Source organism: Streptomyces sp. NPDC004542 (assembly GCF_040610035.1).
Classification (GTDB): Bacteria; Actinomycetota; Actinomycetes; order Streptomycetales; family Streptomycetaceae; genus Streptomyces.
Genome location: NZ_JBEXLP010000054.1, coordinates 33,172 through 50,619, shown reverse-complemented (window position 1 = coordinate 50,619; position 17,448 = coordinate 33,172). Strand labels below are relative to the sequence as shown.

Genomic DNA, 17,448 nt, shown 5'->3' with positions numbered 1-17,448 from the left:
TCCGCGAGGACCTTCGTCGTGACGGCGTTCTCAATGTTCGCCGGCGGAGGGTCACCCTTGTCGACCCAGAAGATGGGCTCGTCGCACTTGTCCCAGCCCGGCGGAAAGCTCTTGTTGACGTACGAGTCCCACCAATAGCCGTCATCGGCCTTGTCTTCGTTGAAATCCTTGTACGGATGACCATCGACATAACGAGCACGCTGCTCGGCGTCCCACTCGTAGCCCGTGGAACCCGCCTCCCAGATCGGTTCCAGATAGGCCTTGAGCTGGGCCGGCGTGTACTTCGGTGCGTACCAGCAGGACGGCGGGGTCCAGGAGGTGGCGGAGGTGACGGGACCCACCGAGGCGCCGGAACCGTTCTTCGAGCGGTCGAAGACGATGCCTGAGGCGCTGGCGGAGATGGTGCCGTCGGGGCCACTGTCACCTTTTGGGCCGGGATTGGTCGAGTTCTGGGTGTCGCCGTCCAGGGTGTCGTCCGCGTGCGCTGCCCCAGGGTGTGCGAGGAAAGGCAAGCACACACCCGCGACGACCAGCACCGGGAAAGTCTTCAGTCTGTTCGTCAGGGCTGGCACTCGGCACTCCCACTCTGAGAGACGATCTTCTGGACCACCCAGACGCCCTTGCCGTTCTTCTTGAGCGACGTGTGATAGACGACGTAGCTCTTCGCAGTGACCTTGGTCTTCTTGACCTTGTTGGTCGTGAGGTACTTGACGTACGCCTTGCCCTGGTCCTCGCAGTAGCTGAGAGACGCGGATCCATCCTTGGCGACGGCGACTTCAGGAGCGTAAAAGCGATATGCGCCCGTGATGCCGGCCTTGTGATCCACGTAGTTCTGGATGAACTTCTGTGTACCAGCGGCAGCTTCACCCTCGTAGTAGTAGAGGTAGCCCTTGTCGAGGGCGTTTTGATGAACGATCGCGAGGTCCACTGCCTTGATGGACTGCTCACTGTCGGTCAGGACCGCGTCTTTGTCCTTGTCGCCCGTTTTAGGCCAATCGAAGGTGTACGAGAGATCGGAAGGCATCTCAAGCTCCGGGCGACCTGTGGCGGGAGACGCCGACGCACTCGGCGAAGCCGAGGCCGAGCCCCCCGTGTCCGCGCCCGCGATCTTGTCGTTGTCCTTCGAACCGCCGTCCCCGCCCCCGCCGCAACCGGCGAGGAGAAGCACGGCCATCGCTCCGGCAGCTGCTGTCGAGATCAGGCGGGGACGGCGGGTCACGGTGGGCTCCTGGTGAGGCGGTCGGGGTGGATGAAGCAGCCGATACCGTATCCAGGCTGCCAGTCGGGGTGCCAGGGCAGGCGTGGGCATGGTGCCGTACCGGCGCCGTCAACTGGGCTGTCGCTTCAGGGTTTTCGCTGTGTTCCCGCACGAAGTGCACCGTTCGGCCACAGTCTCGGGGGCCGTCTCGCCGCGAGGTCCTCGATCCAGCCGAGGGTGAGGATCGTCAGGGCGATCAGCGGCCGGACCAGGACGTACATCCAGCGCGTGTAGGTGGTGTCGAGCGCCGCCACCGCGCGGTCGCCCTGCATGAAGGGGAGGTTGTACGCCTGGTCGATGATCGGGACCGTCGCCGTGATCAGCATGTTGTGCCACAGGTAGTCGGTGACGGCGCGGTTGTTGGAGAGGGTGACGAGTCGGTCGTAGCGGCGCAGGCGGGGCGGCAGTCCCTGCCAGCTCGGGGAGTACTGCATCAGGATCACCACGAAGCCGAAGGACCAGCTCGCCTGCGCCAGAGGGATGTCGTTCAGGCCCCAGCCGTCGGGGCCGACCGCGCGGACGTTCCTCCGCGATCCGGTCGGCGTCGAGCTGGACGGTCACCTGCTGCGGGTCGGGACCGGGCGGTCCGGCGACCCCACGGGCGGCTCCGGCGGGACGGCCCGGGACGCGTGAGCGGTTCCGGGTTCCCAAGACGCCCCAGGGGTCGGCGAGCAAGCTCGTCGGCCCGGCTGCTCCTCCGGCTCGCACGGCCGGCATCACTTCGGTCGGCTTCGGCACTTCGGCCGGCTCCGGATCGGGCACCGCACCGCCGGCGAGGACGTCCGTCGTCCCGGTCTCCGGGAATCTCTGGGCGTCCGCCGCTGCCGCCGGCGGGTCCTGCGTCCCGGTTTCGGCGTCGGGCCATTGCGTCCGGGCGTCTTCCGGCCACTTCTTCACGCGCACGCGCGTTCCCCCCACGGGAATGTTTCCGGGGGCGCATACGACTGCGAGCCCGCGCCGCCGGACCCGGCCCCCACCGGTCCGAGCGTCCCCCTTGTCTCACCGTGCTCGGCTGTCCCGAACGTAGCGCCGACGTGGGGCGGGAACTTCGGAAGTTTCAATGGTGAACGTAAGTGACCGGTTCACTGATCGATTCGTCGATGGCGGGAATCCATGCTCGTTCGGGTCGCAGCAACCATCCGCGTTCCGCCGCGAGTTCCGCCGCGGCCCGTCGAACCGCGTCGAACGCGGGATGCGCGAGCCCCCTGCGCCACACCAGCGACACGGGCGACAGCGGGACGGGTTCGACGAGCGGCCGCACCACCGTCCGTGGCATGGCGGCGAAGCCGGTCACCGCGAGCACCGGGTTCCCGGTCTTGGCCATGAGCCGCTCGAACTCCTCCTCCCCCACGGCCAGCGGCGCCGGTGGCGCGACCTCGATGCCGCGTCCGGCGAAGAGGTGGTGCGCCAGGTCGGTCCACTCCGGCGTGCGCGTGTTTCCCGCCCCGGCGTACACCGTCTCGCCCGCCAGCGCGCGCAGCGGTACCGCCTCCCGTGCGGCCAGCGGGTGGTCCTCGGACAGCACGACCGCCATCGGCTCGTACCGTACGAGCTGGTGGTCGAGCCCGGCCCGCAGCGCCGGGGCCAGTCCGGCGAACCTGCCGAACGAGACGTCCAGGAGCCCGGCGAGCAGCTCGGCCGCGGCCCTCGTGAGTCCGCTCTCGTAGCGGGCCATCAGTTCGTGGTCCGGGGCGAGTTCCCGCGCCCGGCCAAGCACGCGGCGGCCGGTGTCCAGGTTCGGGGAGTTGAGGTCGACCAGGAGGGGGCGGGCCTGTCCGAAGGCGGCGAGCAGGTCGTCCTGGGCGGCGAGGACGCGGCGGGCGTGCGGCAGCAGGCGCTCGCCGTCGACGGTCAGCGTGACCTGCCGGGTGGTGCGGAGGAACAGTTCGGCGCCGAGCTCCCGTTCGAGGCGTCGTACGTCCCGGCTGAGGGCCTGCTGGGCGACGTACAGGCGGGCCGCGGCGCGGGTGAAGTGCAGCTCCTCGGCGACGGTGACGAAGGCGCGCAGGAGGCGGGGGTCGAGATGGGCGGGCGTGGGCACCGGGCGAACCTACAGCAGGACAACCTACAACAGGGGTGCGTGAATCGGCGGTGATCAGGTGTTGGACCTGCTGATCCGCTCAGGGCGACCGTTGGGTCATGCCGCAGTCGACCCTCGGGGAAGCCCCCGCGCCCGCCCGCCCCGGCGCCTACCGCCGTCTGTTCACCCACCCCGGCACCCGCGCCTTCACCGCCGGCAATCTGATCGCCCGCCTGCCGATGGGCATGTTCGGCGTGAGCGCGGTCGTCATGATCGCCGGGTCCCGCGGGTCGTACGCGCTCGCCGGCGCCGTCACCGCGACCGGTCTCGCCGCGACGGGGCTGGCCGGGCCCTGGGTCGCCCGGCTCGTCGACCGGTACGGACAGGCCCGGGTGGCCGTGCCCGCCACGGTCACCGCCGTACTGGGCAGCCTGGCGCTGCTGCTGTGCGTGCGCCTGGGCGCCCCGGACTGGACCCTGTTCGCCGCGTACGCCGCGACCGCGACCACGCCCAACATCGGCGGGATGTCCCGGGCCCGCTGGGCGCACCTGCTGCGCACCGACCCGGAGGCCCTGCACACCGCGAACGCCTTCGAACAGGCCGCGGACGAGCTGTGCTACATGCTCGGCCCGGTCCTGGCGTCCTTCCTGACCGGCACGTTCTTCCCGGAGGCCGGCACGCTGGCGGGCGCGGCGCTGCTGCTGACCGGGGTGCTGCTGTTCGCGGCGCAGCGGTCGACCGAGCCGCCGCCGAAGGCGCGTACGAAGGCCGCGTCGCCGCTGCGCGCCCCCGGCATACCGCCACTGCTGGCGTGCTTCGTCGCGACCGGCGCGGTGTTCGGCTCGATGGAGGTCGTCACCCTCGCGTACGCCGACGCCCGGGGTCACCGCTCGGCGGCCGGTGTCGTGCTCGCGCTCCAGGCGGCGGGCTCCTGCGCGGCGGGGCTGCTGTACGGGGCGCGGCGGCCGGGCGGGCCCGCGGAGCGCCGGCTGCCGTGGTGTCTGCTGGCGATGGCCGCGCTGATGTCCCTGCCGCTGCTCGCCGCCCGCACGGCGGGGACGCTGGTGGCGCTGGCGGCGGCCCTGCTGGCGGCGGGCATGGCGACCGCCCCGACGATGGTGACGGCGATGGCGCTGGTCCAGGACCGCACCCCCGGGGACCGTCTCAACGAGGGCATGAGCCTGGTGGTCACCGCCCTGCTCACCGGTGTGGGCTGCGGTTCGGCGGCCGGGGGCTGGGCGGCGGAGCGCACGGGCCCGGCGGCGGCCTTCGCGGTGCCGGTGGCGGCGGCCGGCACGGCCTTGCTGATCTTCGGTGCGGCGAGCGGTGTCCGGCGCTCCCGTCGAATCGCTTGAACCAATTCTGGCCAGAAGCATTGACGCCCTCGCGGCTCCCACATACCTTCCCCGTCGAAGCGCTTCGACACCGCGTATCGAATCGATCGACGAGCGTTGCGCGGTGTCCCGAGAAAACCCATCCGACTGCCCTGGAGGCACGGGATGTTGACAACACGAAGGCGTGCGGCGGCCGCGGCGGTGATCCTCTCCGGGTCGCTGCTCATGACCTCCTGCGGCAGTTCGGACAGCGGAGCGTCCGACGGCAAGACCCTCCGGCTCTGGCACTACGAGGCGCCCAACAGCGCCATGGGCCAGGCCTGGAACGAAGCGATCAAGGAGTTCGAGGCCAAGCACCCGGGCGTGAAGGTGAAGGTCGAGGAGAAGGGCTTCGAGCAGATCCAGAAGACGGCGCCCATGGTCCTGAACTCCTCCGACGCGCCCGACATCATGGAGTACAACAAGGGCAACGCGACCGCGGGCCAGCTGTCGAAGCAGGGGCTGCTGACCGACCTGACGGCCGAGGCCGGCAAGCGCGGCTGGGACAAGAAGCTCAGCGCCGGTGTGCGCACGACCAGCATGTACGACGCCAACGGGGTCATGGGCTCCGGCAAGTGGTACGGCGTGCCGAACTACGCCGAGTACACGATGGTCTACTACAACAAGGACCTGTTCAAGAAGTACAAGCTCGCCGAGCCGAAGACGTTCGACGATCTCACGGCCGCCATGGACACCTTCACCAAGAAGGGCGTCACGCCGCTCGCCAACGGCGGCGCCGAGTACATCGCCCAGCAGTACCTGTACCAGCTCGCCCTCTCCAAGGCCGACCGCTCGTGGGTCGACTCGTACGAGCTGTACAAGGGCAAGACCGACTTCCACGACGCGGCCTGGACGTACGCGGCGAACACCTTCGCCGACTGGGTCAAGAAGGGCTACATCGGCAAGAAGTCCACCAGCGCCAAGGCCGAGGACGCGGGCGTCTCCTTCATCCAGGGGAAGGCACCGATCCTGTTCTCCGGCAGCTGGTGGTACGGCCGGTTCCAGTCGGAGGTCAAGTTCGACTGGGGCAGCACCCTGTGGCCCGGCTCGAACCTGACCCTGGGCTCCGGCGGCAACCTCTGGGTGGTCCCGAAGAACGCCAAGAACAAGGACCTCGCCTACGACTTCATCGACATCACCATGTCGAAGAAGATCCAGAACCTGCTCGGCAACAAGGGCGGCATCCCGGTCGCGGCCGACGCGTCCGCGATCACCGACCCGAAGTCCAAGGAGCTCATCTCCCACTTCAACACGGTGAGCCAGCGGGACGGCCTGGCCTTCTACCCGGACTGGCCGGTGAACGGCTTCTACGACGTCCTCGTCTCCGAGACGCAGAAGCTGATGACGGGCAGCGAGAAGCCGGCCGGCTATCTCGACGCCCTCCAGCAGGCCTACGACAAGGGCGCGCCGAAGCAATGACGGTCACCGTCGAAGAGGGCACGCGGGCCGCCGGCAAGCACCTGCCGGCGGGCCCGCGCCGCCCCCGCACCCGCACCCGCGACTCGTACACGCTCTTCCTGCTCCCCGGGATCCTCGCCTTCCTGGCGGTCGTCATCCTGCCGTTCCTGATGAACACGGGCGTGAGCTTCACGGACTGGCAGGGCATCGGCAGCCCCAAGTGGACCGGGCTCGCCAACTACCGCGAGCTGATGGACGACTCGGAGTTCTGGGCGTCCTTCCGGCACAGCCTGTTCATGGTCGTCGCCATGGCGGCCGTACCGACGGTGCTCGGGCTGGTCCTGGCCGCTGCGCTGTTCGACTACGTCGGCAAGCACTTCGGCAGCAAGGTCGCCGCGGTGCTGCGCGCCTGCTTCTACCTCCCGCAGGTGCTGCCCATCGCGGTCGCCGGGATCGTGTGGAGCTGGATCCTCGCCCCCGACAACGGCTCCCTCAACGAACTGCTCAAGGCGGTCGGCCTGGGCTCCTGGCAGCAGGACTGGCTCGGCGACCCCGACCTCGCGCTGTACAGCGTGATGGGCGTGATGGTGTGGGTGCAGATCGGCTTCCCGCTGGTGGTCTTCATGGCGGGCCTGCAACGCGTCGACCCGCAGCTGTACGAGGCGGCCGAACTGGACGGAGCCGGCTGGTGGCGCCGCTTCTGGCACATCACGCTGCCGCAGATCCGCCCGGAGACCTATGTCGTGCTGACCTGGTGCACGATCGCCGCCCTGAAGGTGTTCGGCGCGGTGTACGTGCTGACCAAGGGCGGCCCGGGCGGAGCGACGGACGTGCCGTCGTACTTCTCCTTCGCCACCTTCTTCGAGAAGACCCAGGTCGGCTACGGAGCCGCGATCTCCACCATCCTCACCGTGATCATCCTGGCCCTCTCCCTGATCGGCCTGAAACTCCAGACCCGTGCCGAGGACGCCGAGGAAGGGGTCCGCGCATGACCGCCGCCCTACGCCGCTATCCGGTGCTGGTGGCCCTGTGCCTCGCCGCCCTGTTCATGGTGGTGCCGTTCGTCATCGTGGCCGTCAACGCGGTCAAGTCACCGGCCGAGTACTCCGCGCACGGTCCGCTCAGCCTGCCCGAGGGTCTCTACCTCGACGGCCTGAAGGACTTCTGGCAGCGGGTCGACTACGGCCAGAAACTGTTCAACTCCGTGCTGATCAGCGGCTCCGTGGCGGTCCTCGCCGCGGTCCTGTCGGTGCTCAACGCGTACGCGATCGGCATCGGCCGGATCAAGGGCCGCACCTGGGTGCTGGCCTTCTTCGTGCTGGCCAACATGCTGCCGCAGGAAGCGCTGGTCTACCCGGTCTACTACCTGAGCAAGCAGCTGGGCCTGTACGACACCCGGCTCAGCGTGATCATCGTGTTCACGGTGATCCAGGCGGCCTTCGGCACGTACCTGCTCTCCTCGGTCCTCGGGCAGTTCCCGCGCGAGATCATCGAGGCCGCCCGGATCGACGGCGCGAACAAGTGGCAGGTGCTGTGGCGGATCGTGGTGCCGGTCAGCCGGCCCACCCTCGGCGTGCTGCTGGTGTTCTTCTTCATCTGGACCTGGAACGAGTTCCTGCTCCCGCTGGTGATGCTGATCTCCAACGACAACCAGACCGTGTCGGTGGCCCTCGGCGTCCTCCAGGGCCAGCGCCTGATGGACGCCACGATGACCAACGCCGCGGCCCTGCTGGGCGTGCTGCCCGCGATCGTCTTCTTCCTCGTTTTCCAGCGGACGCTCACCCGCGGCATCGCCGTGGGCGCCGTCAAGTAAAGGGGTGCGCCCGTGAAGTTCACCGACGGCTACTGGCTGCTGCGCGAGGGTGTCACCGCGTCCCATCCGGTCCAGGTCCTCGACGTCACGGACCCGGACGGCACGCTGGAGATCCACGCGCCGACCCAGCCCATCCGACACCGCGGCGACCTGCTGAAGGGACCGGTCGTGACGATCACCGCGCACGCCCCGATGCCCGACGTCATCGGCGTGACCCTGACCCACTTCGACGGGGAGCAGCCGCGCGGACCCGAGTTCGAGCTCACCGGGACGGAGGTCGCGGCCCACACCGCGTACGACGAGGAGCACGCGACCCTCACCTCCGGCGCGCTGTCGGTCCGGGTGGCCCGCACCGGCCCGTGGCACGTCGACTTCCTCGCCCACGGCCGCGTCCTCACCTCCAGCGGACGCAAGGGCATGGGCATCATGCGGGACGGGACCGGCGCCCACTACCTGCGGGAGCAGCTGGGGATCGGCGTGGGCACCAGCGTGTACGGCCTCGGGGAGCGGTTCGGGCCGCTGGTGAAGAACGGGCAGGTCGTCGACATCTGGAACGCCGACGGCGGCACGGCGACCGAGCAGGCGTACAAGAACGTGCCCTTCTACCTGACGGACGCGGGCTACGGCGTCTTCGTCGACCACCCGGGCAAGGTGTCCTTCGAGGTCGGCTCGGAGGCGGTGTCCCGGGTCCAGTTCAGCGTCGAGTCGCAGCAGTTGACGTACTACGTGATCTACGGGCCGACCCCGAAGGACATCCTGCGCAAGTACACCGCCCTCACCGGGCGTCCGGCGCTGCCGCCCGCGTGGTCCTTCGGGCTGTGGCTGTCGACGTCGTTCACCACGTCGTACGACGAGGAGACGGTGACGTCGTTCATCGACGGCATGCGGGAGCGCGAACTACCCCTGTCCGTCTTCCACTTCGACTGCTTCTGGATGCGCGAGTTCAACTGGTGCGACTTCCGGTGGGACCCGCGGGTCTTCCCGGACCCGGAGGGGATGCTGGCCCGGCTGAAGGCGAAGGGGCTGCACGTCTGCGTGTGGATCAACCCCTACATCGCCCAGCGCTCCCCGTTGTTCGCCGAGGGCAAGGCGCTCGGGCACCTGCTGCGGCGGCCGGACGGCAGCGTGTGGCAGTGGGACCTGTGGCAGCCGGGCATGGCCCTGGTCGACTTCACCAGCCCGGCCGCCCGCGACTGGTACGCGGGGAAGCTGGAGGCGCTGCTCGGGCAGGGCGTCGACTGCTTCAAGACCGACTTCGGGGAGCGCGTACCGGTCGACGTGGCCTGGTCGGACGGCTCGGACCCGGAGCGGATGCACAACTACTACAGCCACCTCTACAACCGCACGGTCTTCGAGGTGCTGCGCAAGCACCGGGGCGAGCAGGAGGCCGTGGTCTTCGCCCGCTCGGCGACCGCGGGCAGCCAGCAGTTCCCCGTGCACTGGGGCGGCGACTGCGAGGCCACGTACGAGTCGATGGCAGAGTCGCTGCGCGGCGGGCTGTCGCTCGGGCTGTCCGGCTTCGGCTTCTGGAGCCATGACATCGGCGGCTTCGAGGGCACGCCGACGGCCGCGCTGTTCAAGCGGTGGCTGGCGTTCGGGCTGCTGTCCTCGCACAGCCGGCTGCACGGCTCCTCCTCGTACCGGGTGCCGTGGCTGTTCGACGAGGAGTCCGTGGACGTGCTGCGGCTGTTCACGCGGCTGAAGCTGAGCCTGATGCCCTACCTGTACCAGGCGGCCCGCACCGCCCACACCGAGGGCGTGCCGGTGATGCGGGCGATGGTGCTGGAGTTCCCGGACGATCCCGGGTGCGCGCATCTGGAGCGGCAGTACATGCTCGGCCAGGACCTGCTGGTGGCGCCGGTGTTCAGCGACGAGGGGGACGTGAGCTACTACGTGCCCGAGGGCACCTGGACCCACTTCCTGACCGGGCGGACGGTGACCGGGCCGCGCTGGGTGCGCGAGCGGCACGGGTTCGACAGCGTGCCGTTGCTGGTCCGGCCGGGGGCGGTGATCCCGGTGGGGGCGGTGGACGACCGGCCCGACTATCCCCACGCCGACGGGGTGACCCTGCGGGCGTACGGGCTGCGGCGCGGGGCGCAGGTGACGGTGCCGGTCGGGGACGTCGCCTTCACCGTCGTACGGGAGGGGGACACGCTGCGGGCCTCGTCCAGTGACCCGTCGGCGCCGTGGGCGCTGGCGGCCGGGGAGCGGGTGGCCCGGGCGGCGGCCGGGACGGGGTTCCTCACGCTGGAACTGGACTGATGGAGCTCGACCGACGGAGGTGGCACGATGGTCAAGATCACCGATGTGGCGCGGCACGCCGGGGTCTCCCCCAGCACCGTCTCCTACGCGCTCAGCGGCAAGCGTCCCATCTCCGAGGAGACCCGGCAGCGGGTCGAGGCGGCCATCCGCGAGCTGGGCTACCGGCCGCACGCGGGTGCCCGCGCCCTGGCCAGCAGCCGCTCGAACGTCCTGGCCCTGGTGATTCCCTTACGGGCCGGCATCCACGTCCCGGTGGTGATGCAGTTCGCGATGTCGGTGGTGACGACGGCGCGCCGGCACGACCATGACGTCCTGCTCCTCACCCAGGAGGAGGGCGAGGAGGGGCTGAGCAGGGTCGCGGACACGGCCCTCGTCGACGCGCTGATCGTGATGGACGTCCAGCTCCACGATCCCCGGCTGCCGTTGCTGCGCTCGCTGGACCGCCCGTCCGTGCTGATCGGGTTCCCCGCCGAGCCGGACGGGCTGACCTGCATCGACCTCGACTTCGAGGCGGCCGGCGAGGCGTGCGTGGAGCATCTGGCGCGGCTCGGCCACCGGGTGGTGGCCCTGGTGGGGTCGCCGCCGGAGGTGTACGTGCGGGGGACGGCGTTCGCCCAGCGGGTCGTCCAGGGCTTCACGGCCGCCGCCGACCGCAACGGGATGACCGGCTCCGTCCGCCCCTGCGAGGCCTCGCCGGCGGCGGCCCGCCTGGTCGCCGAGCGACTGCTGCGTGAGCAGCCCGCCTTGACGGGGGTCGTCGTCCACAACGAGCCGGTCCTGGAACCGCTGATCGACGCCTTCGAGCAGCTCGGCCTCCGCGTCCCCGGCGACCTCTCGGTCACCGCCATCTGCCCGGACGAGCTCGCCGAGTCCGGACGCGTCCCGGTCACCTCCGTCGCCCTGCCCTCCGCCGAGGTGGGCGAGCGGGCGGTGCGGCTGCTGATGAAGAAGCTGGACGGGACCGCCGTACCCGAGGCGACGCTGCTGCCGCCCCGGATCACCGACCGGGCCAGCACCGCGCCACGCAACGCCTGAACGTTCCGTACCACCCCTACCGGCCCTACCGCACCGCCCCTACCGAAGGAGCAGTGGCATGAAAGGCACGAGAAGAAGACAGGGAACCACGTTACTGGCGGCCCTGGCCCTGATCGCGGGGCTCGGCGCCACCGTCCCGGCCCACGCCGTCCCGGCGTACCCCTTCCGCGACCCGCGCCTCCCCGTGGACGCGCGCGTCTGCGACCTGCTCTCCCGCCTCACCCTCGACGAGAAGATCTCCCTGCTGCACCAGTACGAGCCTGCCGTCCCCCGCCTCGGCATCCAGTCCTTCCGCACCGGCACAGAGGCCCTGCACGGCGTGGCCTGGCTGGGCAGGGCCACCGTGTTCCCGCAGGCCGTCGGGCTGGCCTCCACCTGGGACCCGGCGCTGATCCGGCAGGTCGGCTCGGCCGTCGGCGACGAGGCGCGCGGCTTCCAGCAGCAGCGCCCGGCCGGCTGGGGCCTGAACCTGTGGGCGCCCGTGGTGAACCTGCTGCGCGACCCGCGCTGGGGCCGCAATGAGGAGGGCTACTCGGAGGACCCCTACCTCACCGGCGCGATCTCCACCGCGTACGGCACCGGTCTGACCGGCGGCGACCCCGACCATCTGAAGACGGCCCCCACCCTCAAGCACTTCCTCGCCAACAACAACGAGGAGCACCGCGACACCACCTCCTCCGAACTGCGCCCGCGCGTGCTGAAGGAGTACGACGAGCAGGCGTTCAGACCGGCGATCGAGGCGGACGCGGCGACGGGCGTGATGTCGTCCTACAACCTCGTCAACGGCCGCCCGGACACGGTGGACCCGGCCCTCGACGACACCGTCCGCACCTGGACCGGGCGGGACCTGCTGAACGTCACCGACGCCTACGCGCCCGGGAACCTGGTCGGCAGCCAGCAGTACTACGGCACCCAGACCGAAGCGGACGCGGCCGCGCTGAAGGCGGGCATCGACAGCTTCACGGACAACGACACGGACTCCGGACCGACCACGGCCGCGGTCGAGTCGGCGCTCTCCGCCGGCCTGCTGAAGGAGTCGGACGTCGACACCGCCGCCCGCCACGTCCTGAGCATCCGGGTCCGGCTGGGCGAGTTCGACCCGGGCGGCGGCAGGTACGGCTCCATCGACGCCTCCGTCATCGACAGCCCGGCCCACCGGAAGCTGGCGCGCGAGTCGGCGACCGAGGCGGCGGTGCTCCTGAAGAACGACGGCACGCTGCCGCTGCGGAAGTCCGGCAGCACCGCGGTGGTCGGCCCGCTCGCCGACACCCTCTGGACCGACTGGTACTCCGGCACCCTGCCCTACGCGGTGACCCCGAAGGACGGCATCGAGACCAAGCTCGGCACATCCGTGGCGACCAGCGAGGGCGTGGACCGGATCGCGCTGAAGGACACGGCGACCGGGAAGTACGTGACGGCGGGCACCGGGGAGGCCGGCGCGCCCCTGAAGGAGACGGCGGACACGGGTCCCGCCACCCAGTTCGACGCGTTCGACTGGGGCGCGGGCATCGTCACGCTCCGCTCGGCCGCCAACGGCAGGTACGTCGGCTACAACTGGTCCGACTTCGTCAACGACCAGACGCAGCCCGGCGGCTGGTTCGTCCAGCAGCAGTTCAGGCTGGAGCGGCAGGACGACGGCACGTACCTGCTGCGATACGCGGGCTACGAGACCGCCGAGTCCTGGTGGTCGAACCCGGTCTACCTCGGCCCGGCCGGCAGCGACGGCAGGCTCGGCCTGGTCCCCAGGGACCAGGCGGCCCACTACGCGAAGGACGTGGTCCGGGACGGCCTGGCGGACGCCGTCGCCGCGGTGAAGGGCAGGGACCGGGCGGTGGTCGTGGTCGGCTCCAACCCCTCCATCAACGGCCGCGAGGCACACGACCGCACCGACACGGGCCTGGCACCCGCGCAGCAAGCCCTGGTCAGAGCGGTTCGCAAGGCCAATCCGCACACGGTCGTGATCGTCGAGAACAGCTACCCGACCACGCTGGGCGCCCTCCAGAAGGAGGTCCCGGCCCTGCTGTGGACCACCCACGCCGGCCAGGAGACGGGCAACGCCCTCGCCGACCTCCTCTACGGCGACGCGAACCCGTCCGGCCGCCTCACCCAGACCTGGTACCGCTCGGACGCCGACCTCCCGCCGATCCTCGACTACGACATCATCAAGTCGGGCCGGACCTACCAGTACTTCAAGGGGCGGGCGCTCTACCCGTTCGGGTACGGGCTGTCGTACACGACCTTCCGCTACGGCGGCCTGCGGAAGGTGTCCGACGGCTACGAGGTACGGGTCACCAACAGCGGGCGGCGGGCCGGCGCCGAGGTCGTACAGCTCTACGTCCACCAGCGCGCCTCCCGCGACGAGCAGCCCCTGAAGCGGCTGAAGGCCTTCCAGCGGGTCTCACTGGAGCCGGGCGAGACCCGGACGGTCCGGCTGAAGGTGCGGCCGGCCGACCTGGCGCACTGGGACGTCACCCGTTCGAAGTGGGTGGTGGAGACCGGCATGTACGACGTCATGGCGGGCGCGTCCTCGGCGGACGTCCGGGCGCGGGCCACCTGGGCCGTGCGCGGCGAGACGATCCCGCCCCGCGACCTGTCGAGGACCACCCGCGCCGAGAACTTCGACGACTACGCCTCCGGCATCCACCTGGTCGACGAGTCGAAGGCGGCGGGCACGGCGGTGGCGGCCGCCTCGGACGGGGCGTGGCTGAAGTTCGCGGACACCCGGCTGGGCCCGGGCGCCCAGGAATTCAGCGCGCGCGTCGCGGGGGCCGCCGGCACGGTCGAGGTGCGGCTCGGGTCCCCCAGCGGCCGGCTCGTCGGCCGGGCGACGACCGGCGGCACGGCATCGCCGTACGACTACGGGACGGTGGACGCCCGGCTGACGGCAACGGCGAAGGGCCGGGCCGACGTCTACCTGGTGCTGAGCAAGGGCCTGCGGCTGTCGACGTTCCGCCTGCGCTGACCGGCCGGACCGGCACGCGACAAGGGCCCCGCCGCGCTGACGCGGCGGGGCCCTTGCCCTGCATGGGATGAGAGGATCTGGTGGAGATGGCGGGAATCGAACCCGCGTCCAACGGTGCGGAACCAGGGCTTCTCCGTGTGCAGTTCGCTGTGCTTTTCTCGGCCCCGGCGATCACGCGAACAAGTCGCCGACGGGCCCAGTCACTGTTAGGTTTCCCTCTTCACCCCGTGACCGGGATCAAGGTTTAGTCCCCTAGCTGATGCCAGGATCCGGGTCGGGAACAGCCCCGGGCTGACACTCCTATGAGAGTTCGCTAGCTGCTGATTAGGCAGCGAGGGCGAACGAGGAGGAATCGCGCTTGGTGTTGGCGATTATTTTTTTCGGCCTGTGGTTTACGAGATCATGGCCGCTTCCTCGACACGCTTCCCCTGCTTCGACATCCGCTGTCGAAACCGATCATCCCCATGTTGATTTTTCAATCCGCGCACCCGCTGTGGAGTGCAGATGCCATCGTACGTGACCAACGCGGGTCCGTGCCAGCTTGTTCCCGCTAGCCGCGCTGCTTCCGCCGTGCCGCCGCGATCGCGCGGTCCGACTCCCGCCGGTCCTGCTTCTCTCGCAGGGTCTGGCGCTTGTCGTACTCCTTCTTGCCTCGCGCGAGGGCGATCTCGGCCTTCGCGCGGCCGTCCTTGAAGTACAGGGCGAGGGGCACGATCGTGTGACCCGTCTCCTGGGACTTGGACTCCAGCTTGTCGATCTCCTCGCGGTGCAGGAGCAGCTTGCGCTTGCGGCGCACGGAGTGGTTGGTCCAGGTGCCCTGGCTGTACTCGGGGATGTGGGCGTTGTGCAGCCACGCCTCGTTCCCGTCGATCTGGACGAAGCCGTCGGTCAGCGAGGCGCGCCCCTGGCGCAGCGACTTCACCTCGGTGCCGGTGAGGACGAGCCCGGCCTCGTAGGTGTCGATGATCGCGTAGTCGTGCCGTGCCTTCTTGTTCTGCGCGACGATCTTGCGCTTGCCGTCCTTGGCCGCCTTGGCGGCCCCTCCGCCCTGCTTGGGCTGGGACTCCTTCGGTACGTACATTCCCTTGCTCATAGTGCCGTCCATTTTCGCACTACGGAGGGGGTCTGCGGAAAGCGTTTCACGACGGGTCGCCCAGGCCGCTGAGCACCGTCTCCGCCCGCCGGAGCGCGTCCTGCCCGGCCTCCAGGTCGGGGGTGATGCCCCGGCCGTCGACGGCGCGGCCGGACGGGGTGCGGTAGTGGCCGACGGTCAGCTCGGCGACGGAGCCGTCGGGCAGCGTGCTGGGCATCTGGACCGAGCCCTTGCCGAAGGTCCGGGAGCCGATGACGACCGCGCGGCCGCGGTCCTTCAGGGCGCCGGTGAGCATCTCGGCCGCGCTCATCGTGCCGCCGTCGACCAGGGCGACCAGCGGTCTGGCGGTGTCGCCGCCGGACGCGGCGTGCAGGGCGTGCTGCTCTCCGTCGACGTCGTAGGTGGCGACCAGGCCGCCGTCGAGGAAGGCGGAGGCTGCGGTCTGGGCCTCGGTGACCAGGCCGCCGGAGTTGCCGCGCAGGTCGAGGATGATCCGGCCGTCGCCCGGCGCCCGGCGGACGGCGCTGCGGACGGTGTCGCCGGAGCCCTTGGTGAAGGCGGCGACCCTGATCACGGTCACCGAGCCGGCGAGCTTGCGGACGGTGACGGGGTCCGTGGAGAGGCGGGCCCGGCGCAGGGTCTCGCTCCACGCGCGCGTGCCGCGCTCCAGGCCGAGCCGGACGGTGGTGCCGGCGGGCGCGTCCTGGGCGTCGCCGCGGAGTAAGGAGACGACCTCGGTGACGGGCAGTCCGTCGACCCGCCGTCCGTCGACGCCGCGCAGCCGGTCGCCCCGGCGGATCCCGGCGGCGGCGGCGGGCGACCCGGGCTGCACCTTGGTCACCTCGATCCGCCCGTCGCGCCCGCGCCGCGCCCACAGGCCGACGCCGGTGTACTCGCCGTCGAGGGCCTCCTGGAACTCCTCGTACTCCCCGCGCGAGTACACGGCACCCCAGCGGTCCCCGCTGCGGCTGACCGCGCGCTCGGCGGCCTCCATGGGGGACGTGCCGTCGGCCATGGCCTCGGCGGCGGCCCGCTGGACGTCCTCGTGCCGGGGGGCCGTACGGGCCGCGCCCGGTGCGTCCTTCCGGCCGGCGGCACCGGGGTGGAGGCCGCCGGGCAGGGCGCCGGTGGCGGCTCCGGTCACGAGCACGCCCGCGAAGACCAATGTCAGGGCGGCCCCGCGGCCGATGCGGCGGGGCTGGCAGAACAGGTCGCGGCCTGACATGCGGGTGAGTCTAGGACAACGCGAAGGGCCGTACGGTCGGTTGACCGGACGGCCCTCTTGGCATGCGTCACACCTTCAGGTACTTGCGCAACGCGAAGAACGCGGCCAACGACGGCATCAGCAGGCTCGTGGCCAGGATGAGGGGGAGCTTCGTCAACACGGCGTCCCAGCCGATGAAGTTGATCAGGTTCAGCTTCTGCGACAGGGCCAGGCCATGGTCGATGATGAAGTACCGCGCGAAGACCAGGAATCCGCAGGCCACCGTGCCGCCGATCAGTCCGGCGACCGCGGCCTCGGCGATGAACGGCGCCTGGATGTAGAAGCCGGAGGCACCGACCAGCCGCATGATCCCGGTCTCCCGCCGACGGCTGAACGCGGAGACGCGCACGGTGTTGACGATCAGCATCAGCGCGACGACCAGCATCAGGGCCATGATCATCCGGGCGGCCCAGTTCATGCCGTTGAGCAGCCCGAACAGGTTGTCCAGGATGCCCTTCTGGTCCTGCACCGACTGCACGCCGTCACGCCCGTCGAAGGCGGTCGCGACGACCTGGTACTTCTCCGGGTCCTTGAGCTTGATCCGGTACGACTCCTCCATCTGGTCCGGAGTGAGCGATCCGACCAGCGGGGAGTCGCCGAACTGCTCCTTGTAGTGCTTGTACGCCTGGTCCTGGGACTCGTACGTCACCGTCTGGACGACCGGCATCTTCTTCAGGTCGGCGAGGATCTGCTTCTTCTGGTCCTCGGTGACCGCACCCTTGGCACAGTTGGAGTCGGACTCGGCGTCGCTCTTGTTGCAGAGGAAGATCGAGACGTTGACCTTGTCGTACCAGTAGCCCTTCATGGTGTTGACCTGGTCGCTCATCAGCAGCGAACCGCCGAACAGGGCCAGGGACAGGGCGACGGAGACGATCACCGCGAAGGTCATCGTGAGATTGCGGCGGAGACCCACACCGATCTCCGACAGTACGAACTGGGCGCGCATGGCGACTGGTTAAGCCTTTCCGGA

At 70.0% G+C, this 17,448-nt stretch carries 13 protein-coding genes, 1 other RNA gene and 2 pseudogenes; 8 read left to right on the top strand and 8 right to left on the bottom strand.

The genetic code is table 11. From position 1 onward, the window contains the following. The 3 genes and pseudogenes from ABZX30_RS25560 to ABZX30_RS25550 form a co-directional block, all read right to left on the bottom strand. A pseudogene (locus ABZX30_RS25560) lies at positions 1-467 on the bottom strand (hypothetical protein); the annotation flags it as partial. 92 nt (positions 468-559) lie between these two features. Beyond that, a complete protein-coding gene (locus ABZX30_RS25555) occupies positions 560-1,219 on the bottom strand; it encodes a hypothetical protein (RefSeq protein WP_355937361.1) in 660 nt (219 codons plus the stop codon). A 125-nt stretch (positions 1,220-1,344) separates the two neighbouring features. Then, positions 1,345-1,770, bottom strand: a pseudogene (locus ABZX30_RS25550) (acyltransferase); the annotation flags it as partial. Between ABZX30_RS25550 and ABZX30_RS25545 the strand changes: the two are divergent. After that, a complete protein-coding gene (locus ABZX30_RS25545; RefSeq protein ID WP_355937359.1) occupies positions 1,739-1,891 on the top strand; it encodes a hypothetical protein in 153 nt (50 codons plus the stop codon). The pseudogene ABZX30_RS25550 and the gene ABZX30_RS25545 sit on opposite strands and share 32 nt — an antisense overlap. A 424-nt stretch (positions 1,892-2,315) precedes the next feature. Here the strand turns inward: ABZX30_RS25545 and ABZX30_RS25540 are convergent, their stop codons facing one another. Further along, the gene (locus ABZX30_RS25540; protein ID WP_355937357.1) at positions 2,316-3,299 is read right to left on the bottom strand and encodes a LysR family transcriptional regulator; all 984 of its coding nucleotides are present in this window, start codon (positions 3,297-3,299) and stop codon (positions 2,316-2,318) included. A gap of 98 nt (positions 3,300-3,397) precedes the next feature. Between ABZX30_RS25540 and ABZX30_RS25535 the strand changes: the two genes are divergently transcribed. The 7 genes from ABZX30_RS25535 to ABZX30_RS25505 all read left to right on the top strand — a co-directional run bounded on the left by ABZX30_RS25535 (position 3,398) and on the right by ABZX30_RS25505 (position 14,121). Beyond that, positions 3,398-4,633 (top strand): MFS transporter, encoded by a 1,236-nt coding sequence (locus ABZX30_RS25535; protein ID WP_355937355.1) that lies wholly within the window; start codon positions 3,398-3,400, stop codon positions 4,631-4,633. 144 nt (positions 4,634-4,777) lie between these two features. Continuing rightward, the gene (locus ABZX30_RS25530) at positions 4,778-6,070 is read left to right on the top strand and encodes an extracellular solute-binding protein (protein WP_355937353.1); all 1,293 of its coding nucleotides are present in this window, start codon (positions 4,778-4,780) and stop codon (positions 6,068-6,070) included. Then, a complete protein-coding gene (locus ABZX30_RS25525; RefSeq protein ID WP_355937351.1) occupies positions 6,067-7,041 on the top strand; it encodes a sugar ABC transporter permease in 975 nt (324 codons plus the stop codon). The genes ABZX30_RS25530 and ABZX30_RS25525 overlap by 4 nt, the downstream gene beginning before the upstream one ends. Then, positions 7,038-7,862: a carbohydrate ABC transporter permease gene (locus ABZX30_RS25520; RefSeq protein ID WP_355937349.1), complete on the top strand. Its 825-nt coding sequence runs from the start codon at positions 7,038-7,040 to the stop codon at positions 7,860-7,862. Before ABZX30_RS25525 ends, ABZX30_RS25520 begins: the two co-directional genes overlap by 4 nt. A 12-nt stretch (positions 7,863-7,874) precedes the next feature. Further along, entirely contained in the window at positions 7,875-10,124 is a 2,250-nt protein-coding gene (yicI, locus tag ABZX30_RS25515; RefSeq protein ID WP_355937347.1) for an alpha-xylosidase, read from the top strand. 27 nt (positions 10,125-10,151) lie between these two features. Next, positions 10,152-11,159 carry a LacI family DNA-binding transcriptional regulator gene (locus tag ABZX30_RS25510; protein ID WP_355937345.1) on the top strand — a complete coding sequence of 336 codons (1,008 nt, stop codon included), beginning with the start codon at positions 10,152-10,154 and terminating at the stop codon, positions 11,157-11,159. Between the two features lie 58 nt (positions 11,160-11,217). After that, positions 11,218-14,121 (top strand): glycoside hydrolase family 3 C-terminal domain-containing protein, encoded by a 2,904-nt coding sequence (locus tag ABZX30_RS25505; RefSeq protein ID WP_355937343.1) that lies wholly within the window; start codon positions 11,218-11,220, stop codon positions 14,119-14,121. A 78-nt stretch (positions 14,122-14,199) separates the two neighbouring features. Here ABZX30_RS25505 and ssrA read toward each other — a convergent pair. The 4 genes from ssrA to ftsX form a co-directional block, all read right to left on the bottom strand. After that, positions 14,200-14,585: a transfer-messenger RNA gene (gene ssrA / locus ABZX30_RS25500) on the bottom strand. 86 nt (positions 14,586-14,671) lie between these two features. Further along, positions 14,672-15,214: an SsrA-binding protein SmpB gene (gene smpB, locus ABZX30_RS25495; RefSeq protein WP_355937342.1), complete on the bottom strand. Its 543-nt coding sequence runs from the start codon at positions 15,212-15,214 to the stop codon at positions 14,672-14,674. Positions 15,215-15,260: 46 nt separating this feature from the next. Next, positions 15,261-16,439, bottom strand: coding sequence for a S41 family peptidase (locus ABZX30_RS25490; protein WP_355937340.1), 1,179 nt, complete (start codon positions 16,437-16,439; stop codon positions 15,261-15,263). 67 nt (positions 16,440-16,506) lie between these two features. Beyond that, positions 16,507-17,424: a permease-like cell division protein FtsX gene (gene ftsX / locus ABZX30_RS25485; RefSeq protein WP_355937338.1), complete on the bottom strand. Its 918-nt coding sequence runs from the start codon at positions 17,422-17,424 to the stop codon at positions 16,507-16,509. Positions 17,425-17,448: the final 24 nt, after the last annotated feature.